General features: G+C 42.1%; 12 protein-coding genes. 7 read left to right on the top strand and 5 right to left on the bottom strand.

The genetic code is table 11. The annotated features are described in order from the left end of the window. Window positions 1-183 precede the first annotated feature (183 nt). Entirely contained in the window at window positions 184-1839 is a 1656-nt protein-coding gene (locus GGQ60_RS00845) for a tetratricopeptide repeat protein (RefSeq protein WP_229685059.1), read from the bottom strand. A gap of 173 nt (window positions 1840-2012) precedes the next feature. Between GGQ60_RS00845 and GGQ60_RS00840 the strand changes: the two genes are divergently transcribed. Together GGQ60_RS00840 and GGQ60_RS00835 are read left to right on the top strand one after the other, a co-directional pair. Next, a complete protein-coding gene (locus tag GGQ60_RS00840; protein WP_183759503.1) occupies window positions 2013-2564 on the top strand; it encodes a dihydrofolate reductase family protein in 552 nt (183 codons plus the stop codon). Between the two features lie 299 nt (window positions 2565-2863). Then, window positions 2864-4531, top strand: a complete 1668-nt coding sequence (locus tag GGQ60_RS00835) for a GH39 family glycosyl hydrolase (protein ID WP_183759502.1) — start codon at window positions 2864-2866, stop codon at window positions 4529-4531. A gap of 777 nt (window positions 4532-5308) precedes the next feature. Here GGQ60_RS00835 and GGQ60_RS00830 read toward each other — a convergent pair. The 3 genes from GGQ60_RS00830 to GGQ60_RS00820 form a co-directional block, all read right to left on the bottom strand. Next, window positions 5309-6103 carry a rhamnogalacturonan acetylesterase gene (locus GGQ60_RS00830; protein ID WP_183759501.1) on the bottom strand — a complete coding sequence of 265 codons (795 nt, stop codon included), beginning with the start codon at window positions 6101-6103 and terminating at the stop codon, window positions 5309-5311. 124 nt (window positions 6104-6227) lie between these two features. Then, complete coding sequence (locus GGQ60_RS00825; protein ID WP_183759500.1) at window positions 6228-6998, bottom strand: rhamnogalacturonan acetylesterase; 771 nt, start codon at window positions 6996-6998, stop codon at window positions 6228-6230. Window positions 6999-7043: 45 nt separating this feature from the next. Further along, the gene (locus GGQ60_RS00820) at window positions 7044-8894 is read right to left on the bottom strand and encodes a rhamnogalacturonan lyase (RefSeq protein WP_308421165.1); all 1851 of its coding nucleotides are present in this window, start codon (window positions 8892-8894) and stop codon (window positions 7044-7046) included. Window positions 8895-9309: 415 nt separating this feature from the next. On the opposite strand from GGQ60_RS00820, the gene GGQ60_RS00815 reads away from it, so the two are divergent. Genes GGQ60_RS00815 through GGQ60_RS00800 form a run of 4 tightly spaced genes read left to right on the top strand, consistent with a single transcriptional unit; the run spans window position 9310 to window position 15747 of the window. Further along, a complete protein-coding gene (locus GGQ60_RS00815; RefSeq protein WP_183759499.1) occupies window positions 9310-11313 on the top strand; it encodes an alpha-L-arabinofuranosidase family protein in 2004 nt (667 codons plus the stop codon). Between the two features lie 16 nt (window positions 11314-11329). Further along, window positions 11330-12868: an alpha-N-arabinofuranosidase gene (locus GGQ60_RS00810; RefSeq protein ID WP_183759498.1), complete on the top strand. Its 1539-nt coding sequence runs from the start codon at window positions 11330-11332 to the stop codon at window positions 12866-12868. A 7-nt stretch (window positions 12869-12875) separates the two neighbouring features. Further along, window positions 12876-14807, top strand: a complete 1932-nt coding sequence (locus GGQ60_RS00805) for a glycoside hydrolase family 97 protein (RefSeq protein ID WP_229685058.1) — start codon at window positions 12876-12878, stop codon at window positions 14805-14807. Window positions 14808-14811: 4 nt separating this feature from the next. Further along, entirely contained in the window at window positions 14812-15747 is a 936-nt protein-coding gene (locus GGQ60_RS00800; protein WP_183759497.1) for a glycoside hydrolase family 43 protein, read from the top strand. A 160-nt stretch (window positions 15748-15907) separates the two neighbouring features. Here the strand turns inward: GGQ60_RS00800 and GGQ60_RS00795 are convergent, their stop codons facing one another. Continuing rightward, window positions 15908-18253, bottom strand: coding sequence for a glycoside hydrolase family 127 protein (locus GGQ60_RS00795; protein ID WP_183759496.1), 2346 nt, complete (start codon window positions 18251-18253; stop codon window positions 15908-15910). Window positions 18254-19236: 983 nt separating this feature from the next. Here GGQ60_RS00795 and GGQ60_RS00790 point away from each other — a divergent pair. Beyond that, the gene (locus GGQ60_RS00790) at window positions 19237-26277 is read left to right on the top strand and encodes a type I polyketide synthase (RefSeq protein ID WP_183759495.1); all 7041 of its coding nucleotides are present in this window, start codon (window positions 19237-19239) and stop codon (window positions 26275-26277) included. Window positions 26278-26307 lie beyond the last annotated feature (30 nt).

Here is a 26307-nt window from a genome sequence, read left to right as displayed (position 1 = left end):
ATAAAGGCAACAGCGTTACAGCAGCCATATATCAAAAAGCAACACAAAACAATAACATCCTGATTATAAACACATTAAATCTAACAAAAATCGACATTATGCTTTTATTACCGTTACATTAACGAATTGTTAAGCGCTTGAAATCATTAAAAAACAGCCGGTATGGAACGGCCAATGTAACGGTTATAAGGCTTGTATAAATGCCGACAAATTATCGCCCTGCGCCAGATTCAGCTTTTTCCTCAGCCTGTATCTCGATACCCTTAAGCTATCGGTAGAGATACCGAGTAAGGTTGCAATATCGCCTGAATCGAGGTTCATTTTTAACAGCGCAATTAATCGCATATCGGCTGAGGTAAGCTCACTGCTGTATTTTTTTAGGTTTTCGAGAAATTGATGGTGCACCTGTTCGAAAGCCATCGTAAATTCCTTCCAGTTGCGTTCGTGGTTAAAGCTCTGGTTAATTTCGGTCAGGATCTGGTTCATCTGCTTTTTCTGATCGCGTTTATCCTCTTTTACCATGGCTTGTAAGGTACTTCTCAGGTTTTCGAGAAACTGGTTATGTTTGATCAGGTTTAAGGTATGGGTAGATAACTCCCTGCTTTTAACCTCCAGCAACTGCTTTAGGTGCTGTTCTTCGAGCTGAAGATTTTTGAGCTCAAGACTGGTCATTCCGTGTTCTATTGCCTTCTGCCTTGCCAGCATCTGCTGATCTTTTAACTTTAAGCGTTGCCTGCTGAAAATCACAAAGCCCAGAACCACCAGTAATATCACCACAATGGTGGCAGAAAAAGCAATAATCCTGTTCACCTTGCGGTCGTTTTTCAGTTTATTGATCTCATCCGATTTTTTATTGATATCGTAAAGCACCTGCAAAAAGGCGGCCTGCCGCGCACCATCTTCAGAATACAGATCGATGGTGTACTTATAACCCAGTTTTACATAGTGGTAGGCGCTGTCCATATTGTTCAACAGCTCATAGGCCTTGCCCAAATCCCTGCAGCAGGAACTGACCTGATAACTATTACCCATCTTTTCGGCCAGTTTAAGCGCAGTTTCTGTTTGGGCAATACTTTCTTTATACTGGCCGGTTTTACGGAGGATGTCGCCTAAATTATTAATTACTTCAATACTCCCCAGGTTATTATGATCTTCCTGATATAACTTTAACGACTCCTTAAAGTGTACATAGGCAGAATCATAACGCTCCAGGTCTTCATAGATACTGCCCAGGTTTTCGTGTATTTTTGCAGCAGCACTTTTATCGTTAATCTTTCCGTTTATCTTTAAAGCCAGTTTTTGATAGTAAAATGCGCTGTCGTAAAGTTGTCTTTTCTCGTATAACTGCCCAATATTACCCAAAACAGTTACCTGTCCGGCCAGGTTATTTGATCTTTTATATATGCCAATGGCTTTACTATAACTGTGCATGGCCTTGTCTTTCTGCTTCATATAATAGTAAAGCACCCCGGCATCGTTAAGGTTAGCAGCCAATAAAAGCGGTTGATCGGCATTACCGAATATTTTATCTGCTTTTAAAAAGAACTCTAACGATTGGCTAAAATGCCCTTGCGTATAACAGATCTTACCCATCTGTTGCAAACATTTGCCCTCCAAAAGCTCATCGTTATCATCGATAGCTTTAGCGTATATTTTTTTTAATCGGGCGAGGGCAGCAGTCGGATCTTTCTGATTCAGCGCAATAATCGATTCAAATTTCTCCTCCCGGGCACTTGCGGTGAGCAGGAAGAATAGAAAAAAGATAAGGACACTAATGGGTTTAGTCATGTTAAAAGCAATTATATCAGCGATGGTGCTGAACAAAGAAAGAGCCTGCATGTTAACTTAAGGTTAAGTTAAAAAACTAACTCCCGGTAGCGAATCCAAATCCAATCTTAAGACCCACATTAAGCGATATTTTGTAATTTAGAAGTTCACTTACAGTTTATCGTTATAAAATCAATAAGATAAACAAAGCCTTTATACAGGAACGAAAACCTGAAATTAATCAGATGAGAAAGATTATCTTAAGCCTTGCCGTTACATTAGATGGGTATATTGAAGGCCCTAACGGAGAAATTGACTGGTGCATTATGGACGATGACACCAATTTTAACGATTTTTTAGCCGGTATCGATTCGATATTTTACGGAAGGATCAGTTACGATTTGTGGGGCAACTATCAGCCTGGCGAAGAAGAAGACGAATTGATGAAATCGATTTCTGAAAATATTAACCATAAGAAAAAGTATGTTTTTTCGCATACCAAAACCGACGATGGTACCGGTGCCATTTTTATTGAGACAGATCTTGTAAAAAAAGTAACCGAAATCAAAAATCTTCCGGGGAAAGACATTTGGTTATATGGAGGAGCAAAACTGATCGCTACCTTTTTAAATGAAAGCCTGGTTGATGAACTACAGCTTGCAGTACACCCGGTAATATTGGGTAGCGGAAAATTACTGTTTAACGAAATTACAGATCGCATTTGGCTAAGCCTAAAAGAAACTAAAAGCGCTCCATCTGGCGTTGTACAGCTGATATACAGCGTGAAAGGCAAATAAGCAAAGAACTATGAGCAGCAGATAGTTACCTATGGATAAAATACCATTTATTTGTTGGGCACCAGTTAATGCATTAAATAATTAAAAAAAATCCGATACCAATTAAGCCCATACAAACACTTTGGAAAAAATCATTAGTTTTTCAACCTACAAGAGCAGCAAGAATTAGCTGAAAAATTAGGTAGAATGGAGAAAATTTGTGGGTAAAGTCGAAGTCTTTAACGACAATTTATTCAGTATCATTTTTTTTATTTATTTTGAGCGTAAGCGTGTTCTGTACACCCTAAAAACCACCCGAAATGAAAATATTAAAAAACGCTTACCTTTTTCTTAGCTTATCTGTTTTTATCCATACCGCAAGCGCACAATCAACAGCTAACATTGAGGTTAATTTTGATAAGAATATAGCGCCTATGAAACCAATATGGGCCTGGTTTGGCTATGATGAACCAAATTATACCTATATGAAAGATGGCCAGAAACTGCTTACTGAAATTTCAAAATTGAGCCCGGTTCCGGTATACGTACGTGCACATAATTTGCTCACCTCCGGAGACGGTACCCCTGCTTTAAAATGGGGATCGACCAATGCCTACACCGAAGATGCCCAGGGCAACCCGATTTATAACTGGAAAATTGTTGACCAGATTTTTGACACCTATGTAAAAAGAGGGATGAAACCTTTGGCTCAAATTGGCTTTATGCCCGAGGCGCTATCAACCAAACCTTTACCATACCAGCATAAATGGAAACCGGGCGCACGCTACGATGAAATTTTAACCGGTTGGGCCTACCCGCCAAAAGATTACAAAAAATGGGGCAATTTGGTATACGAGTGGGTGAAACATAGTGTAGAGCGCTACGGCAAAGCTGAAGTAGAAAGCTGGTACTGGGAAGTATGGAATGAACCTGATGGCTCCTATTGGAAAGGTACCCAGGCCGAATTCTTTAAACTTTACGATTACGCTGCCGACGGACTTAAAAGAGCTTTACCTTCAGCAAAAATTGGTGGTGCCAATGTAACAGGCGGGGGAACCAGGTTTTTAGATGCTTTTATTAAACACTGTTTAACAGATACCAACTATGTAACCGGTAAAATCGGTTCGCCTTTAGATGTTGTCCTGTTCCACGCTAAAGGGTCGCCACGGGTGGTTAACGGAACCGTAGTAATGAATGTGAGGGCACAGCTCCGCAATATCGATGGCAATTATAAAATCATCAGTAAATACCCTCAACTTAAAAATATCCCTGTCATTATAGGCGAATCTGATCCCGAAGGTTGTGCAGCCTGCGGCATGAGTACCAATCCCGAAAATGCCTATCGCAATGGCACCATGTATTCGAGTTATACCGCAGCTTCATTTGCCCGGCTTTACGAACTTACAGATAACTATAAAATCAACCTCTTAGGCGCCGTCAGCTGGTCGTTCGAATTCGAGAACCAGCCTTGGTTTGCAGGTTTTCGCGATTTAGCCACTAACGGTGTAGATAAACCGGTTTTAAACGTATTCAGGATGTTCGGCCAGATGAAAGGAAACCGCGTTAAAGCGATAAGCAACCGCATGTACAAGTTAAATTCTATTTTGGATTCAAGCATCAGAAAGCCGCAGACAGATATAGGGGTTTTAGCCACTAAAGCCTCGAAAACGGCCGCCGTTATGTTGTGGAATTACCATGATGAGGATAAAATGGGCTCGAAAGATCTTCTTTCCATCTCCTTAAATAAACTGCCTGCAAAAACAGTAACCATAAGCCAATACCGTATTGATACTGAAAACAGCAATTCTTATACCGTATGGAAAAACATGGGATCGCCACAAAAACCCGACGCAAAACAGATTGCAGTATTAGAAAAATCCGGCCAACTTAAAATGATTGGCAAACCCAAAAAATTTAACACTGCAAACGGTGCTTTTGAAATGGAATTAGACAGACAAGGCGTAGCCCTGTTGAAATTGGATTGGTAGCATTTTGCTTTTTTTGCCTCGGAAACACTGAAAGCACGGAAATAAACAATTGTTTTTCCGGTAGCCTGTGTCGCACAAACCGACCTAAATATTATTTTTTAGTTTTATGAGGACACAGACCGAGGATAGGAATCACTTTCCTTTAAAGACTGCAAAGTGCACAAACCTTTGTTACTAAACCAGATTGAGCGGAATAGCTCGCATCCCGATCTTTCATCGGGAGAGGACTATAAGCGAAAGCGGGACTGTACACCGCCAAGAACCACAGACCAATCATTTCCAAATTATAAAACTAAAGTATTTCTTTTCCAGGGGAGCGCAATACTCGTGCAAAACAGCAAGTTTCTTCCCGTTTTCCGCTTATACGCCTCGCTGCCTCGTGCCTCGTTGCTGCAGGGTAACGCTTCAACCGGGGCTAAGTGGCCAAGCAGTATTTCATTTTGGGGGTTTTGCAGGGTGCACAAGCCTTTGTTCCTAAACCAGATTGAGCGGGATAGCCCGGAGCGCAGTGAGGACTATAAGCGAAAGCGGGACTGCAAACCGCCAAGAACCACTGCATGCTCATTTCCCAATCCTAAAATTATTTTTTTTAAGGAGCATGATGCTGGTGTAAAACAGCAAATTTTCTCCCGTTTTCCACTTATACTCCTACCTCGTTGATGCAGGGTAACGCTTCAACCGCCAGCCTACAACAGGCAAGGGGCTAGATGGCCATCAGCATTTTTTGTAGCCATGTTAAAATAAGACAGTAATGCATCCTGCAGTATGCTGCCCTGATTATTTTAAGTAGTGATGCAGTTTATTTTTTTTTAATTTCTTCAGGCCCTCTACAACTGCAGCTGCATTTAATTTTGCTCCTGTTTCGTTGGTATGGGTATGGTCTTTCTCTGTAAAAAAAGTTTTCACCTTAGCAGCACTTAAAGCGCCATATTTATCTTTAATGATTTGGTTCAATGGAATAAAATCGACTTTTTCGGCTTTTGCAACTTCTGCTGCCCAACCGGCATAACTGTCGTTGGCTAAAACTACAGCATCCTCTTTAACCGGATTGCGTGGAACGGGTGAACATACAATGGCTGTTGCACCTTTGGCCTTAATATCGCTGATGAACTTGCGCAGGTACCATCCATAAGTATAAACCACTTCCCGTTTTTTTTTAATTGGGTTATAAATTTCTCTGCTTTCCGTACCAATCCCTTTTATGGTGCCGCGAGCACGTGCAGTATCATCCAAAGGGCTGCTATCGTTATGGCCAAACTGCATCATCACGAAATCGCCTTTTTTTACTTTCGCCAAAACAGCATCCCACAAGCCATTGCTTTGGTAAGTGCGACTGCTGGTACCGCCGAGGGCATCGTTTTCTACATAGATTTTTTCGCTGTCGAATAAATCACCAATGAAACTCCCCCAGCCCCATAAAGCGCCATCACCTGTACCTTTTCCGTTTTTAACGGTAGAATCGCCAATAAGGAATAACGTAGGTTTATCCTGCTTTTTAAGGACGATGCAGGAAGAAAATATGATGAAGGCACCAATTAGGGTTAAGCTCAGATATTTTTTAGCTGATTTCATTGTTATTGGAATGATTATACAGGTTAATTTTAGGCTTTGTCTTGAAAAAATCGTCATTTCTGTTAAAGCGCAGCGGAATAACAACTCTGCTGGTTACTTTGGTCTTTCACCTTTAGTTTCTCCCTTATCTAAGCAGGTACATTTTCAATTCACAGCCTTTTAATTCTTTAATCCCTTCTACTACCGATTGCGCATTAACTTTTGCACCTTCCAGATTGGTATGGGTGTGATCTCCGGGAAAATAAAGTTTTACTTTATCTGGTCCTAATGCATCATATTTATCGGCTGTAATTTTATTCAGATCGACGAAAAAAGCGTTTTCTTCTTTTGCAACTTCGGCAGCCCATTTTCCAAAATCGTTATTGGCTCGCAACACTTTACCCTCTTTAAAAATGTTTCTTGGAATCATCGAAAGCACAATCGGTGTAGCACCCTTTGCTTTAGTTTCGCGCACAAATTTGCGGATATACCAGCCATAGGTATGTACGATTTCTACCTTTCCATCTGGCCAGGTTAATACTTTGTTTTCTTCTCCTGTTCCTTTTAAAACCCCTCTTCTACCGGCTTTTGTAGTGTCGGGTAGGCTACCATCGTTATGTCCGAATTGAATGGTTACGAAGTCACCTGGTTTTAATGTCTCCAAAACCCTATCCCACCTGCCTTCTGATAAAAAGGTACGCGTACTTCTTCCGGCCATTGCATTGTTTTCGATGTGGATTTTAGCGGTATCGAAAAGTGCAGCTATGGGAGTACCCCAGCCCCAGGTTTCCTTATTGGAATTGCGGACAGTAGAATCGCCAATGGTATGCAGCGCAGGTTTATGTTGTGCAACAAAAGCGAGGGTAGCAATGCACAGAATGATCAAAGTTGCTATAAAGTTATATTTTTTATTCATTACCTATTAAAATCAGGAATGGTGCTTAATTATGAATGAGTCAGGTTATTTTTTGGGTTCTACAAGTAAAATATTAGGTTTGGGTGCTTTCTTCATGCCAAAACCGAAGTAGAAACCAGTATGCGGCGGCTGGTTGTAGCCATCATTTTGCCAGGCAATGCTTAAACGGTACTGCGGGTCGTGCATTAAAGTATAATGGCGGTGTTCTGTAGGTATCGTTGTGGTATAGATGCGTAAACTTTGGTTATCATTCGATCTTAAGATCAGTTCTTCGCGCCAATCACCAAAAATATCGGCACTCAATGCCGGTGTAGATTTGGTTCCGTTGTTAGCAACAGCCCCATCTGCCGTAAAAATCCTGCCGCCATTGTATTTATCGATATGGTTTGCATCTAAAAGTTCTCTTGATAAATCGCCGTCCCAATAAATTACAAAATTGGTCGATCCTGGCTGATCACCTATTCTATTGCCTTTAATATCGAATAAGCCATTCGACCCTGCCCACCACATCTGGGCACCATAACGTGTGTGATCAATATTATCGGCCACTCCCCTGCCCACGTCCTCATCAGGCGACCCTTTCCACAATATTTCGCCGGTTTTGGCATCATAAACGGCCACCCCCGGGCCTTTTGTCCCTTCTTCTATCTCATGTATGCCAAAAACTTCCAATCCGGGATGCTCCGGATCAAGATCTGAAACATGAATGGCATCACCGTGCCTCAATCCTGTGGTGTATAAGCCCTTTCCATTATCATCTACGCACATCGAACCGAAAATAATCTCGTCCTTACCGTCGCCATCAACATCGGCCACGGTAAGATTATGGTTGCCTTGCCCTGAAAATGGATTTTTAGCATCTTTACTATCAAACACCCATCGGGAAGTTAATTTGCCATTGCGCCAGTCCCAGGCCGCTAAAACCGTTCTACCATAATAGCCCCTGCACATCACCACGCTTGGATGGATGCCATCCAAATAAGCCACGCAGGCATTAAACCGGTCTACACGGTTACCCGTATTATCGTTTTTGCCATTGCCCCCTTTGCCGCCCCAGGCACCAATATTGCCACGGGCGGGAATATAACCGGTAGTAGACAGCGCCTCTCCTGTTCTACCGCTAAACACAGTTAAAAATTCAGGGCCATCCAATATCTTACCATTAGGGTTACGCCAATCTTTAGTTGCATCGCCAATTACTCTTCCTTTGCCGTCTACCGTTCCATCGGCTGTTTTACATACCATTTCTGCAATGCCATCGCCATCCAGGTCGTACACCATAAATTGTGTGTAATGGGCTCCTTCCCGGATATTTTTCCCTAAATTAATTTCCCACAAAAAAGTTCCATCTAACTTATAAGCCTGAAAAATAGGTGGATCAGTAGGGCCATTTGATGAATTATCGCGAGAGCGCCCTGTTTGGTGCAAAACAATTTCATATTCACCATCTCCGTCTAAATCGCCCACAGAAGCATCATTTGGAGAATAACCTTCGGGTGTTTTCAGCGGAATGGTTAAATACTGCCGGACAGGTGCTTTAGCTATTAAGGTAAAAGCTTTACTGGCTTCGAGCTCACGCCCTTTTAAAACGGGCTTTACAAAATAACTGTTCGGAAGGTCGAATTTACCCCGTGCATCTACAAAATTAGTGCTCTTGACAATAGGATCGTGGTTGAGTTTAACTGCAGGGTTATTCCCTGTTTTGCGGTATAAGTTAAAAGCGATATCATCGGCGTCGGTACCTAACATCCTCCAGCCTACATAAACAGAATCATTATTCTGCCTTACCGCAATAACACCACGGTCGAGTTTTTCCATTTGGCGCTGTGCGAAAAGTGGTACAGTGCAGCATAAGCTGATGAAGAAAAGGGAAAATTTTATGTTTTTAATCATCATGGCTAGTGTTCAGGCTTAATTAATATATACATACTCCATATAAAACATCCAAAAAAAGACAGGCTCATGATGTTTCATTGGTTAGCCAATCGTAGCCCATAACCTGGCGTTTAGGATTAATGATTCCAATCGAATGTAAACCGTAAATTTTTAACTGCATCCTGTGGCATCCTGCTTTTTAAACTATAAAGCTTTCATTAAAATTCTATCAAACCTCAAGTAAAAAGTTACGTAACCAGGCTGTTATACCTACATTTTGCATGGCATTAAACTTTATTTTGCTGGCTATTTGATGCTAAAATTATAGAATTTACGCGTAAAATCGATATTCAGAAAAAAAATAAATGTTAAATCAACGTTTATTATTTTAAATATTTTACTTTTACGATTAGATTCTTCCAAATATTAAAACCGTATGAAATTAAATAACTCTATAAAAAGTGTATTTTCTGCATGTACAGTATTTACTGTAATTGCAATTGGATATACTCCAAACTTACAGGCACAAACTGCAAAAGTGATCAAAGTTAAAACAGACCATGCCATAGCTAAGGTGCAACCTAACATGTGGGGTGTCTTTTTTGAGGATATTAACTTTGGCGCAGACGGTGGTATTTATGCCGAACTGATTAAAAACCGTTCATTCGAATTTGCCAAACCACTAATGGGCTGGAGTATTAAGAGCAAGAAACTGCAGGAAGGCGAAGTTTTGGTGGTTAACCGCAAAGAGGTAAATACGGCCAATCCCAGGTATTTACAGGTAAAAAAACAAAATGAAGATCTTGAGCTTGTAAACGAGGGTTTTAAAGGCATTGGCGTAAAAAAAGGCCTTCGTTACGATTTTTCGTTGATGTACCGCCAGTCGGCTCCTGGTGTTAAACTGGTACTGATGCTTAAAGATGAGCATAATAATATTATCGGGCAGGGAACATTAAGCCCTGATCAGACCGGTAGCGACTGGAAAAAACAATCAGCTAGTTTTACGGCCACCGAAACCAGCCCTAAAGCTAAGTTTTCCATTTTGTTTCAGGGCAATGGAAATATCGATGTTGATATGATTTCTTTATTCCCTGCCGATACCTGGAAAAACCGTCCCCAAGGCTTAAGGGCAGACATGGTACAGCTGCTGGCCGATATGAAACCCGGCTTTATCCGTTTCCCCGGCGGTTGTATTGTAGAAGGAACCGATCTGGCCAATCGCTACCAATGGAAAAAAACCATAGGCCCGATCGAAGACAGACAGTTGATCGTGAACCGCTGGAACATGGAATTTGCTCACCGTGCAGCACCTGATTATTACCAAAGTTTCGGTTTAGGATTTTTCGAATATTTTCAACTGGCAGAAGATATCGGCTCAGATGCCCTGCCCATATTAAATTGCGGTATGGCCTGCCAGTATAACTCTGCTGAGGTGGCTTCACTGGATGAACTGGACCCTTATGTACAGGATGCTTTAGACCTGATTGAATTTGCCAATGGCGATGTAACCACCAAATGGGGCAAAATGCGTGCTGACCTGGGTCATCCGAAGCCTTTTAACTTAAAAATGATGGGCATAGGAAACGAAAACTGGGGACCGCAATACTTAGAAAGGGTAGCCATTTTCACCAAAGCGATTAAAGCGAAATATCCCGACTTTAAATTGATCAACAGCTCGGGAACCGGCCCTGACGGCGACCGTTTCGACCTGTTGAACAATGCCTTGAGAAGCAATAATGCCGATTTTATAGATGAACATTATTACCGTCCGGCCGATTGGTTTTTAAAAAATGCAGGGCGCTACGACAATTACCCACGCAACGGATCGAAGGTTTTTGTAGGCGAATACGCGGTACATGCCAATAGTAATATTACCGGCAGCAATAAAAACAACTGGCAGAGTGCACTTGCCTCAGCTGCTTTAATGACCGGACTTGAGCGCAACGCTGATGTGGTACAAATGGCTTCATACGCGCCCCTCTTCGCCCATATCGATGCCTGGCAATGGGCACCTGATATGATCTGGGTAGATAACCTGAAATCGTACGGTACGCCAGATTATTATGTGCAGAAGCTATTTTCGACCAATAAAGGAACCGATGTGGTTTCCATTACGCTTGATGAGAAAAATATTATCGGCCAGGATGGACTTTATGCTTCAGCGGTAACCGATCAGACCAAAAAAGAGCTGATCATTAAAATTGCAAACAACTCCGATCAGGCCCAAAACATCGATTTTGACCTTGAGGGAAAAATGAAACTAAAAAGTAAAGCTACCAATGAGGAAATAGCCAACAGCAGCCTGAATCAGATCAATTCTTTCGAAAATCCTGAAGCGGTAAGCCCGAAAAAAAGCACATTTAACTTAAAAGGCAAAAAATTAAATATTGCGTTAAAACCCTATTCTTTTAACGTAATCAAAATCCCATTTAACCAATAGACTTAACGAGATCACAATGAAAAAACTTTTCTTTTCTGCAGCTTTATTCTGTAGTTCCATTTTAGTGCATGCACAAAATGAAACCCAGTTAACCATTAAACCTGCCGGTAACCAGGTGGTTAGCAAACACATTTACGGTCATTTTTCGGAACATTTGGGCCGCTGTATTTATGATGGCTTTTGGGTAGACGAGAATTCGACTATCCCCAATAAAGGCCGGATCAGATTAGACATTGTTGATGCCCTAAAGAAAATAAAAGTTCCCAACCTGCGCTGGCCTGGTGGCTGTTTTGCCGATGAGTACCATTGGCGCGATGGCATTGGACCAAGAAACCAACGCCCCAAAATGGTGAATACCAATTGGGGTGGCGTAACGGAAGACAATAGCTTTGGTACCCATGAGTTTCTGGATCTCTGCCAGATGATCAACTGCGAACCTTATATTGCAGGCAATGTTGGGAGCGGAACTGTTGAAGAAATGGCTAAATGGGTAGAATACCTGAATTTTGACGGGGTAAGCCCGATGACGGCCATCCGCAGCCAAAACGGAAGAGAAAAACCCTGGAAAGTTTCGTTCTGGGGTGTAGGTAATGAAAGCTGGGGCTGTGGCGGCAGTATGACGCCTGCTTACTATTCTGATTTATACCGCAGGTATGCCACCTATGCGCGCAACTATCCGGGTGCACCGTTAAAAAAGATTGCCAGTGGAGCAAATTCTAGCGATTACAACTGGACTGAAACCTGCATGAAAAATATTGGCGATCAAATGTGGGGATTAACGCTGCATTATTACACTATTCCAACGGGTAACTGGGGCAAAAAAGGATCGGCGACCAAATTTGATGAAAAAGAATACTTTTCGACCATGAAAAACTGCCTGCAGATGGAGGAACTGGTCACCAAACATTCCGAAATAATGGACAAATACGATCCTAAAAAGAAGGTTGCGCTGGTAGTTGACGAATGGGGAATCTGGACAGATGTAGAGCCTGGAACTAACCCTGGTTTCCTGTATCAGCAGAACAGTTTACGCGATGCTTTAATTGCCGGTACTACTTTAAATATCTTTAACAACCATTCTGACCGCGTTAAAATGGCCAACCTGGCACAAACCGTAAATGTTTTACAGGCCTTAGTGCTAACCGAAAAAGATAAAATGGTACTCACCCCAACTTACCATGTTTTTGACCTGTATAAGGTGCACCAGGATGCAAAGTATTTACCAATTGCCTTTACCAGCCCTGAATATACAGTGGGTAATCAAAAAATTCCGGCATTAAATGTTTCAGCTTCGCAGGATTCAAGTGGCGCAATCCACATTTCGCTGGTTAATTTAGATCCGAATAAAAAAATTGCGTTAAGCACGGCATTAGAAGGTTTAAAATGGAGCTCGGTTAGCGGCCAGATATTAACTTCTGCAAAACTTACTGATGTCAATACCTTCAACGATCCGAACAAAGTTCATAATACAAAATTTACCGGTGCAAAAAAATCAGGAAACAGCCTGAAGGTAGAATTACCGGCACAATCGATTGTGGTTCTGGAATTAAAATAACTCAAAGATGAAATATAAAATCACAAGCATCATATTTTTACTGCTTTCGGTTACTCAAATATTAATGGGTCAAACCAGATACGAAATTGCAAGTCCTGATAAAACAATTACAGTTTCTGTTTTCCTTCAAGACAAATCGCTTTTTTACAGCATTAATAGAAATGCCAGCCCGGTATTATCCAATTCCTTACTTGGCTTGGTCAGGGAAGATGCTGACTTTTCCAAAAACCTGTCGATCCTATCGGTTTCTAAAAATGACCTCATCAAAGACAATTACACTTTAAAGAACGGCAAAAGATTAAACAATCAATACCTGGCCAACAGGAGAATTCTTCACCTGCAAAATGCCTCTTCCAAAAAAATCGATGTTATTTTCCAGGTGTCTGATGATGGCGTAGCTTTCCGTTATTACTTCCCTGATGGCGATAAGCAGCTCAAAAAAATAACCGAAGAAAAAACAGCTTTTCATTTCTTTGCCGCTACCAAAGCATGGATGCAGCCTATGGCGGTAGCCAAAACCGGCTTTGAAAGCACCAATCCGTCGTACGAAGAACATTATAAAAAAGAGATCAATGTAGGTACACCTGCCCCAACCGCTGCCGGTTGGGTGTATCCGGCGCTTTTTAATTATAAAGATACCTGGTTACTCATTACCGAAACAGGTTTAGATGGCAATTACTGCGCCACCCGGTTAAAACAAAATTCGCCCGATGGAAATTACCAGGTAGGCTTTCCTGATCCCAGAGAAGCTTTTACCAATCAGAATGTAAATCCCGAATCTACCCTGCCCTGGTATAGTCCATGGAGGGTAATCGCTATCGGCAGTCTTAAAAAAGTAACCGAATCTACCTTAGGTACAGACCTGGCTGATCCGGCAAAGGCAAACATCAACCCGGATTTATTCCCACCCGGTAAAGCTTCATGGAGCTGGATCATGCTGAAAGATGATTCGATTGTTTATGATGTGCAGAAAAGATATATCGATTTTGCGGCGGATATGAAATGGGAATACTGCCTGATTGATGCCGATTGGGATACCAAAATAGGCTACGAAAAAATGAAGGAACTGGCTGATTATGCCAAATCAAAAAAGGTAAGCCTGTTGCTCTGGTACAACTCGGCAGGAGATTGGAATACCGTAAAATACACGCCTAAAAATAAATTAACCACAAAAGAAAGTCGCCTGAAAGAATTTGCCTTACTTCAAAAAATGGGCATTAAAGGGATAAAAGTAGACTTTTTTGGAGGCGATGGTCAATCAATGATCCGTTATTACCTGGAGCTTTTTAAAGATGCGGCCAAATTTGGTTTAAGTGTAAACTGCCACGGTGCTACTCTGCCAAGGGGATGGCAGCGTACTTATCCGAACCTGCTTACCATGGAATCAATCAAAGGCATGGAATTTATCACTTTCAGCCAGTACGATGCCGACCAGGAGCCTACGCACGCCACCACCATTCCGTTTACAAGGAATATTTTCGATCCAATGGATTTTACTCCAATGAATCTCACTAAAATTCCAAATATTAAGCGCAAAACAACCAGTGCATTTGAATTAGCCCTTCCCGTAATTTTTCAATCAGGCATTCAACACCTAGCCGAATCTCCTGATGGGATAGCTACTGTTCCAGCTTACGTTAAATCGTTCCTGCAAAACTTTCCATCGGGCTGGGAAGATACCAAACTGATTGATGGTTACCCTGGTAAATTTGTAGTGATGACGCGTAAGGCAGGTTCAAAATGGTATATAGCAGGCATAAATGGCGAAGCCAACGCCAAAACAGTAAACTTTGATCTGGCGAAGTATAAAGGTAAAAAGGCAACATTAATTACCGATGGAAACGAAGAATTATCGTTTACCCGAACTGAAGTAAGCCCCAATGCAGATTTTAACATCTCCATGAAACCTTTCGGTGGCTTTGTAGTTGTTGTAGAATAACATAATGAAACGAATAGTATATATTTCCCTGGCACTGTTCACCTTTTTCCTTAGGGCACAGGCACAAAACCATAAAAACGTTTATCTTTTTGCCTATTTTAAAGGCAATGGAGAAGATGGTTTGCACCTGGCCTACAGTACCGATGCCTATAATTGGACAACCCTTAAAAATGATCAATCTTTCCTTGCCCCTACCGTGAGTAAAGACAAACTGATGCGCGACCCCTGCATCATCCGCGGGGCTGATGGATTATTTCATATGGTTTGGACAGTAAGCTGGAAAGATAAAGGAATAGGTTACGCCAGTTCAAAAGACCTGATCAATTGGAGTGAGCAACAATTTCTGCCGGTAATGGCCAAAGAAGAAGGGGCGCGAAATACCTGGGCACCGGAAATTACTTATGACAGGCAGACCAAAACCTATATGATTTACTGGGCAACGACCATTACAGGTAAATTTAACGAAACAGCTTCGAAAGCAGAAAGCGGCTACAACCACCGCTTATATTATGTTACCACTAAAGATTTCAAAACCTTTTCTGAAACTAAACTGCTTTACGATCCGGGCTTTAACGTTATTGATGCCACTATCGTTAAAAACGGTAAACAGTTTATCATGTTTTTAAAAGATGAGACCCCTCAGCCTGCTCAAAAAAACATTAAAATGGCTTATGCCGATCAATTGACCGGGCCTTACAGTAAAGCCGGAAATCCAATTACCGGAAATTACTGGGCTGAAGGACCAACAACTTTAAAAACCGGCAATAGCTGGATGGTGTATTTCGATAAGTACCGCGATCACCAATATGGGGCAGTCCAATCTGCTGATTTAAAAACCTGGACTGATGTTTCAGATAAAATTTCCCTGCCAAAGGGATTGAGGCATGGCACCATATTAACCATTAAAACAAAAGAACTGAATACCTTATTAAAGCAATAAGACCCTCAAAATCATCCATTATGCTCATGCTTAACTTGTTTATGCATGAGCATTTTCATGCTGAATTTATTTCAGCATCCGTTTAGTTTTTAAAACCCACTTCAAAACCTTTTCTACAGATCCTGAAACAAGTTCAGGATGACGATTTATCTTAAACAACTTACTTCACCAACCTCACTTCATATATATTGGCTATAGCCGATCCCTCACCGGCAACGAATTTCACTTCTAATTCTCCCTTTAACAACTCTTTTGGGATCTGGTATTCCTGCGTAAAAAAAACATTCCCCTTGCCCCCATCCAGCTTTACATTGTCAATTGTAACACCGTTGATCAGTATAGAGAAGTTTTTGTTCTTTTCCTGCCCAAAATAGGTTAATACAAGCTTATTGGCTGATAACTCTTTATTTTTAAGTACATAGCTAAACCAGGCTTTGCCATTTCTAAAATGTCTTTCCTGGTAAGTTCCGTTATCTGTTTGTTCTCCCTTAAAATTGTGGTCAGATTCTGGCTGCTGTTCACCTGTATTGATCAGATCGACCGTTTTCTGTTCCATTTTCATCTTTTCTTCTTCAGCCTGCTTAATCGCCTTTGCCCGAGCTGGCAATGCCTCAGCACTGCTGTAAGGAAAATATACCACATACCGCTTTTCGGCAAGGGTGTAAAAAGGAACTAATTTTAACGATTTGTATTTGGGCTGGAAGATCGCATTTTGAGCATTAAAAGTTAAGTTGTTTTTATCCGTCAGCATAATTTCATTTGCGAGCGTATTTTTTGCACCGGTAACCAATGGTGCATCAGCAATCGGCAATAAGGCTCCTGAAGCAATATGCCCCATCCTGCTGCCATCAGCAGTTAAATTCGGCTGGTTTAAAGTATCCAGTTCAGCAGCTAGCACAACCGGACCGTGAAGGAAAGCTACCCAATCAGAGCCATCGGGCATAAATTCTGTAGTGGTGTGCATCGGCAGGGAGATCTTAATCACATCGCCGGTACTCCAAATACGATCGATACTGGCAAACCCATTTGCCTCGCTTTTGGCAGTTACCTTTTTTCCGTTGATCAGCACAGCCATTTCCCCCTGCGCTGCCCAGGCAGGCCGACGGAAATGCAAGGCAAAACGCTGTTTGCTTTTTAACTGAAGTTTAACCGTTGTATACTCAGCATCCGGGAAAAGGGTTTGCTGCGTAAGCCGAATGCCTTTTTCTTTCCAGTTTAAGGTTGAAGGGATAAAAAGATTCACATATAGATCATTCGCACGGTGTGCATAAATCAGTTCTCCGTATTTTCCATGATTTTCCAATCCCGAGCCTACACAGCACCAGAAACTTTCCTGCGGACTTGAATAGGTACGGTAGTGACCTGGCCGCATGGGCGTAAAATAGACAAAACCGCCTTCGGGCCGCTGCGAAGAAAGGATATGGTTATACAGTGTCCGTTCGTAATAATCAAGGTAGGTATTGGAAGGAGCAGCTAAAAACAACTGTTTAGTCAGCTTCAGCATGTTGTAAGAATTGCAGGTTTCGGGTCCTTCGCGTGATTCGGTCATCGAAGAAAAGTTATTGGCAGGATGAAAATGTTCTCTTACGCTATTTCCGCCTATGGCTACTGTTCTATGCTCTACTACCGTTTTCCAAAAGAAAGCAGCTGCATCTGCCCAGGCAGCATCCTTATCCAGTAAAGCAATCTGTTCGAAGCCGATCACTTTCGGAATCTGCGTATTTGCATGCAAACCGTTCAGGGCATCTGTATTTTTTAATAAAGGATTGAGAATGGATTGATCTGAAAACCGTTTTGCCAATTGAAGATACTTCGGGTTACCCGTTATGGCGTAAACATGAGCAAAAGTTTCATTCAATCCTCCATGTTCGCTTTTTAACAATTCCTGTACTTGCTGATCGGATAAATTGGAGACCATATCGATACACCAATCCGTCAGTTTAAGGAGCATTTGCTTTGCTTTTGCATTGCCCGCAATAGCGTAAGCATCGTACAGCCCTGCATAAATTTTATGGATATTGTACAGGGGTACCCATTTTCCGTTCAGTGAAAAACTGGATGACTTGATATTTCCGGCTTTAATTTCTTTCCACATTTGCTTGCCACCCGGGATACCCGCCAAATAGCCATCGCCATTCTGGAGCTGACATTTATCCAGTTCGGCGATCATATATTCCATGCGCTCCTTTACCTTTATATCGCCTGTGGCTGCATACATTAAAGCAAGGGCCGATAAATAATGTCCGCCAATATGCCCGTCTAAACCCGTATTTTCCCAGTTTCCATAAGATGCAGCCTTCGGTTTTAATCCTGCTTCCCTTAAATATGGCACTAAAAGCCTATCTGGATCCAGCGATAACATATACTTTTTATCTGTTTCCTGGGCTTGTTTAAAAGGCCCATCGAGCAAGCGGACTTCTGTTAAACTAAATGGCTGTAAAGCAGTTTGCCCGAAAACAGATCCACACAAGGCGCTGATTAAAACGGTGGCAATTATTTTTTTCATTTTTAAAATTTTCTTAATAAACAGGTATTAGTTTCTATCTGGTTTAACATCAGCTGGTAAAATGGGTATATAGCCCTACACAACCGTTCCGGTACCAAATCAAATTTGTAATCGATTTTTCCGGTGCATGCATATAGATCTGAACACGAAGCCCGCAGAAATGAATGGCTTGATAAAATGTTGACTGCTCATACTACCCAGGTTTGCTTCACCACCGGCCCGGCGATTAACTTATCCGGAATGGTGTATCTGTAAAATTTGGTTAAATAAACGTCTTACAGACATTTATTTAACGAATATATAAAAACAATCATTAAATAGAACCGGGAGTAAGCAGAATATTAAAAAATTTAATGTCTTTTAGCTGATGTCGCACGTGAAGCAAACGTAAAAAATGACAAATATTTATTTTTTAATACTAATTAAAAATACAAATATATACAATATAAAATACAAAATAAATGCGTGCATTTTTTGATTAAAATACCGCAACATCATCTAATACCTGACAACAACAAGATAAATACTATTTCATAACATAAAATCAATAAAAATTTAACCTTTTTCATTTAAAAAACTAAAAAAAATTAAACACAAATCATAATAAATCAATTAATTACAAAAATTAATTCGTAAATTAACCCATTATTAATATTATCCCAATATATGAGGGCTTTTTTTGTATATGAATGTAAAACATCACCTATAAAAAAAGCATAAATGAGATTATTAATAAAATTTTGTTCATAAAGTTCATTTTTAAATGACAGAATTTGTAGTTTTACAAACACTTATTCAGTTCATTCATTTTTGATTTTAACGAACAATTTGACTTAACGAATTCGTATATTAGTCTAATTAATAATACACATTAATTATAACACTAAAAAACTGTGTTATTGTGTATTACGGCAGACATAAAGAACCATTATGTTTTGCTTTGAGTTATCCACCAAACAGAAGTAGTAGAAAAATCTAAAGCCATGAACAAACACGCTATTATTGGAACAACACCCTTCGAAATCCCTGACAGTAAATTGGTTTTACATTTACAAAAAGCAGATTGCTTTCCTGTTCTCAGTCTTGGACATGATTTAGCCGAAGCCAAAAACGCACTTCAATCCGTTTTAGCATCGGAACTCAACGATTTCGGTGTAAGCATTCATTCGGCCGCATTACTTGATATTGATCTGCCTGCCGAAGTAAGTTTAATTATCATGCCCTATGATTTTGCATTAAAAGCTAAAACCACCGCAAAAATCATCTACCAGGTGTTCGATCTCGATACTGCCTTAGCTGCACAAAAAAACGGTGCTGCCGGAATTATCGTAAAAGGTAACGAAGGGGCCGGCCGTGTAGCTTACGAATCTTCTTTTGTATTGTTTCAACGGATTATTAAAGCGGTTAACATCCCGGTTTGGGTTCAGGGTGGCGTTGGTATACATACTGCTGCCTCTTTAATGGCCCAGGGTGCAGCCGGGATTATATTGGATAGCCAGCTGGCCTTGTTCCCCGAGTGTTCTGCTCCTGAAGATCTAAAGAATGTTTGTGCTAAATTAAGTGGTACTGAAACCAAACTGATCGATAATTGCCGCGTATTGGCCCGTCCAAATTCGCCGGCATTGGCGGAAGACGCAGGTTATGCAGAGCTTCAAAAATATTTTAAGGGCTATGAGCTGGAAAGCAACTATCTTCCTATGGGTCAGGATATTGCGCTGTCTATCGACCTGGTAGCCAGGTATAAAAAGCTAGATAAACTGGTTTTCGGCATCAAAGAGGCCATTTACGGCCATTTAAAACAAGCCAAAGCCATTAATATAATTAGAGCAAACAACCCGCTTGCGCAAGACCTGAACATCACCTATCCGATTGCACAGGGGCCGATGACCAGGGTAAGCGATGTAGCACCATTTGCCGATGCCGTTTCTGAAGCCGGCGCCCTATCATTTATTGCCCTTTCCTTATTAAAAGGAGCATCGGCAAAAAACCTGATCGAAGAAACCAAGAAACTGGCAGGCGAAAAAACCTGGGGTGTTGGTATTTTGGGTTTTGCACCACAGGAACTCCGGGATGAGCAACAGGAATATATTTTAGCAGCTAAACCTCCTGTTTTACTGATTGCAGGCGGAAGACCTTCGCAAGCTAAACCCTTTGAAAAAGCAGGGATTAAAACCTTTCTGCATGTACCTTCTGCCTCCCTTTTGGATATGTTTTTAAAGGAAGGCGCCAAACGTTTCGTATTCGAAGGCCGCGAGTGCGGCGGTCACGTTGGTCCCCTGTCCAGCATGGTATTATGGGAAAAACAGATCGAACGTTTATTAAAGGAAGAAAATGCCGATCAGATCAGCGTTTTCTTTGCAGGTGGAATCCACGATGCTTTCTCTACTGCTTTTATTTCGGTAATGACTGCTCCTTTGGCTGCCAAAGGCATGAAAATCGGTGTATTAATGGGCACGGCCTACCTATACACCAAAGAAGCGGTAAGTACTGGCGCCATTTTGGATAAATTCCAGCAAGAGGCCATGCAGGCCAATGAAACCGTATTGCTGGAAACGGCTCCCGGACACGAGACCCGTTGCCTCAATTCTGCTTTCGCAACTTTCTTTAACGAAGAAAAACAAAAACTTCAGGCAGAAGGCCTGGATAAAAAAGAAATCTGGGCTAAACTCGAGTCGCTTAATGTTGGCCGTTTACGCATTGCCGCAAAGGGAATTGAAAGGCGTGGCGATGAACTGGTGAAGATTAACGAGGCCGAACAGACCGACCTTGGCATGTATATGATCGGTCAGGTTGCCCCCATGCATAAAGAAGTTATGTCGCTGCTTGATCTTCACCAGGATGTAGCCGACAATAATTATACCCATATTTTAAATGCCACACTTCCTGCGCCTCCTGTTAAGAAAACAAAAGCACTTGATGTGGCCATTGTGGGCATGGCCTGTATCTTCCCGGGAGCCAAAAACCTCGAAGAATACTGGCGCAATATCATTTTGGGCAAAGATTCGGTAACCGAAGTGCCTGATGAGCGATGGAGCAAAGAACTGTATTACAACCCCGATTCTACCGATGGGGATATGTCGCATTCTAAATGGGGCGGTTTTATTCCGAGGATAGATTTCGATCCACTGGAATTTGGCATTCCTCCACAATCGCTTGCCGCTATAGAGCCTACCCAACTGCTTACCTTACTGGTAGCCAAACAGGCTATGCAACATGCCGGCTATGCCGATGGCGGCGTAGATAACGAAAATGTTTCGGTGATTATCGGTGCCGAAGGTGGAAACGACCTGGCCAACAGCTACAGCTTTAGGGGATATTACAAACAGGTTCTTGGCGAAATGCCGGCCGAACTGGATGCGGCCTTACCTAAAACAACAGAAGATTCTTTCCCGGGCATTCTGGCCAATGTAATTTCGGGCAGGATCACCAACAGGTTGAACCTGGGCGGCAGGAATTATACCGTTGATGCCGCCTGCGCTTCATCACTTGCCGCAATTGACCTCGCTTGCCAGGAATTGTTCCTGGAAAAATCGGATATGGTTTTGGCCGGCGGAGCAGATCTCCACAATGGGATTAACGATTACCTGATGTTTTCGAGCACGCACGCCCTTTCTAAAAAAGGAAGATGCGCCACTTTTGATGCCGAAGCCGATGGAATTGCCCTTGGCGAAGGTATTGCCATGATTGTACTAAAAAGATATGAGGATGCTTTACGCGATGGCGATACCATTTATTCTGTTATTAAAGGTGTAGGCGGATCCAGCGATGGGAAAAGCCTTGGTTTAACCGCACCACGTAAAAACGGACAGGTAAATGCCTTAGAGAGGGCTTATAACCAGGCAGGGATTACACCTTCGCTGATCGGTTTGGTTGAAGCCCATGGCACCGGTACCGTAGTGGGCGATAAAACCGAAATCAGCGCCTTAACCGATATGCTCAACCAATCGGGGGCAACTGCCGGACAAACGCATTTAGGATCAGTGAAAACGCAGATTGGCCATACTAAATGTGCCGCCGGTATTGCAGGTTTAATTAAAGCCACCTTATCGGTTTACCATGGCATTAAACCGCCAACCATTAACTTAAAAACCCCTAACAGCTTCTATAATCCGCAAACCAGTCCTTTTGCTTTCCACACCGAGGCCGGTTTATGGATGGAAGAGAAAAGATACGCAGGCGTTAGCGCGTTCGGTTTTGGCGGAACAAACTTCCATGCCGTACTGGAAAGCGCCAAAAACACAGCAGATAAAAATTCGATCCTAAAATCCTGGCCATCAGAACTCTTTGTTTTCAGGGGCGATACTTATGAAGAAGCCAAAACCCGTGCCATCTCTGTAAAAAACCTTTTAGAACTGAACGACCAGATCGAACTGAAAGATATTGCCTATAGCCTGGCAACAGCAGATACTAAACCGGTTCAATTGAGCATCGTAGCCAATAACGCCGAAGACCTGGTAATGAAAATCGACCTTGTTCTGTCGGGCGTTGAAAGCAAAGACACCTACCTTACTCAAAAACAGGATGGTAAAGTGGCCTTTATGTTCCCAGGGCAAGGAAGTCAAAGGGTTAATATGGCGAGAGATCTTTTTGTGGTGTTCCCTGAAATGAGAAAACTGCTAAAAGCTTATCCTGAATACGAAAAAATCTTATTCCCGAATACCGTATTTAACGATGCCGAAGCAAAAGCACAAAGAGAGCGGATTAAAGATACCCGCATGGCCCAACCACTACTGGGTATTGTAGACCTCGCAATCGCTAACTTCTTAAAATCACTGGGTATTGTTCCCGATATGGTTGCGGGCCACAGTTATGGCGAATTGCCTGCGCTTTGTTTTGCAGGAGCCTTTGAAGAAGAGGCTTTGGTTTACCTGAGTGCAGAAAGGGCAAAATCGATCTTAAATGCGGTTGAAAATGGCGATCCGGGCACCATGCTTGCCGTAAGCGCCAAACAGGAAGATCTTACACAATACCTGAGCAACATTGAAGCGGTTTATCCGGTAAACTTTAATGCACCAACCCAATGTGTAATTGCCGGCAGCACCGAAGCCATCAGCAAATTAGCTGCTGTTCTAAAGGAAGCTAAGGTATCTTTCCGTCCGCTTGAAGTAGCCTGCGCCTTCCATAGTCCTTTGGTAGCCAAATCTAAACAGCTTTACCAAGATGTATTATCAGGCGTAAATTTCAGCGACCTTAAAATTCCGGTATGGTCTAACACTACTGCCAAAGAATATCCAACTAAAGCTGATGCAGTTAAAGAACGTTTGACCGACCATTTGATAAAACCTGTCCTTTTTGTTGATGAGCTTAGGGACATGTATGCTGCCGGAGCCAGGGTTTTCGTAGAAGTTGGCCCTGGCAAGGTGCTCAGCGGATTAACCAAATCCTGCATTGGCAAAGACGAAGTGATCTTACATACAGAAGATCAGGGCCAGAACAAACTCAGCAATTTATTGGGTACACTGGCCGGTTATATGGCTACCGGTCGCGAAATCAAACTCGAAAAATTATTCGAAGGCCGTTCTGTTAAAACCATTAAACTGGACGAACCTTCCAACTATAAGAAAAGTCCGGCCATCTGGTATGTGAACGGTCAGCATGCTGTTCCGTCAACCGGTAAACTTCCGGCAAATGGCGCATCACCTATTACTAAACCGATTACCCTTATGAATAACACCTCTACACTAACTGAAAATCAACAGGTTAATAACTCCGCCAAAGACTTGATGATGCAGGAATACCTGTACAGCATGAAAATGCTTATTCAAGCCCAACGCGATGTCATGCTTTCCTTTTTAGGTCAGGCTCCTGCCGCCATGCCTTCGCCGGTCATTAACCAACCTCTAACATCATATCATACTCCTCAGCCCGTACCTGTCGAAAACCAGATTACAGTAAAACAGGAAATACCGCAAGCACAAACCATTGAGGCAATCCCTCCTGCAGCGGTGCAAAAGGATATCAAACAGGTGCTTTTGCAGATCGTTAGCGACAAAACAGGCTATCCGCAAGAAATGCTGGGCATGGAAATGGATCTTGAGGCCGATTTAAGTATCGATTCGATTAAACGTGTCGAAATTATCGGTGCCCTCCGTAACGAACTGGGTGGTTTTTCTCAGTTGAACCTGCCTGAAGATAAAATTATGGAGCAGCTTGCCGGACTTAAAACCTTAAGCAGCCTGGTAAACTGGATTACCGAAAATACGGCACAACCCAAAACTGTTGTTGCTGCTGTTCCGGTAGCACCGGCAGCCAGCGAACCTGAACAGGCCAAATTTTCTCTTGATCAGTTAAAATCAGTCATACTTGAAGTAGTGAGCGAAAAAACAGGCTATCCTAAAGAAATGCTGGGCTTGGATTTAGATCTTGAAGCAGATTTAAGTATCGATTCGATCAAAAGGATGGAAATTATTGCCTCGCTTAAAGAAAAGATCGGTTTTGGTTCGCAAAGCGACCAGGCTGATGATTTAATGGAAAAACTGGCCGCCATCAAAACCCTGAATGCACTGGTTAACTGGATTGCAGAGGTTGAAACGGAAAGCTCGGAGGTGCTTACAGAAGCAAAAAAGCTTATTGAGGAGAGCATCGACGATCAAACGGTTAAAGAAAAATTATCCCGTTTAAGATTCGAGCTGACTCCTGCTGCATTAACCATCACGGAAGCAGCCATTTTAAAGGGACAGCGTTTTGCCCTGACCGATGATGGTGGCGGACAAGCGATGAAAATCAAAAAAGTGCTGGAGAAACATGGTGCCATTGCCGATCTGGTCAACTTTGAAGATCCGCTGGATGGTTACCAGGGCCTGATCATCCTGAACATGTTCGAAGCGCAACGAAAAGTGGGTATCCTGGATCATTTTGCGACCATTAAAAAATTAAATTTTGATACCGTAAAATGGGTATACCTGATCGCAGATACCAAACAATACTTTAACGATCAGTCCGACATTTCTTTCTTAAGAAATTACCAGGGTTATTCTGGTTTCTTTAAAAGTTTAGACCGTGAATACGAGCATACCAAATGCCGTTTCATCAGCCTGGAAACCAAAATGACGCCTGATGAAATCACCAATATCACCTTAAACGAAATCCTGAACCCGGACAAGCCTTCAGAGATCATTTACAACGACAATAAAAGGCATATTATGGAGCTGGTTCCGCAGCCTTTAATCACCGAAACCGACGCACATATCCATTTGGATAAAGATGCAGTGGTGATGGTTTTAGGCGGTGCACAAGGCATAACTGCCGAATTGATGATCCATTTCGCAAAAGATTATCCTTGTACATACATCCTGGTAGGCCGTTCAGCCAACCCGATCGCCTCTGCTAACGAAGCGAGTTCTTCATTAAAAACCAAAGATGAGATCAGGCAATACCTGATTAAACAGGGCGAGATTAAAAAACCTGCCGAAATTGAACAGGAAACCAACCGGATTTACAAAAACAACCAGATTCTACGCAGCATTAAAACCCTGGAAGAAGGTGGTTCAACGGTAATTTACGAATCCTTAGACTTAAAAGATGAAGAAGCCTTAACGCGCTTAATCAACCAGGTTTACCAGGAATATGGCCGTATTGATGGTGTGGTACATGGCGCAGGTTTGCTGGAAGATAAATTGTTCAGCAGTAAGACTTCTGAATCTTTCGGGCGTGTTTTCGATACCAAAGTAACCCCATTAAGGGTATTGGCCGAGCAATTACGCCCGGAAACCCAGTTTGTAATTCTTTTCTCGAGCATTGCTTCTGTTTACGGAAACCGCGGACAAACCGATTATGCCGCAGCAAACAGCGTAATGGACAAATATGCCTGGGCCTTAAAACAGAAAATTCAGGGCAAGGTAATGGCCATTAACTGGGGGCCATGGAAAGGTGCAGGCATGGTTTCGCCAACCTTAGAGAAAGAATACCAAAGAAGGGGAATTGCGCTGATCCCTTTACAGGACGGTATGGAAACGTTTTTGAACGAACTAAAATATGGTAAAGAAAGCCAGGTATTGATCATGGCCGGAAACACCTGGACATAGAAGACCCATTGCTAATATTTTTAACTGATA

It is taken from the genome of Pedobacter zeae (genome assembly GCF_014196715.1).
Lineage (GTDB): Bacteria > Bacteroidota > Bacteroidia > Sphingobacteriales > Sphingobacteriaceae > Pedobacter > Pedobacter zeae.
Note: the sequence above shows the minus strand (reverse complement) of the source record. Positions and strands in the feature narration are given on the sequence as shown.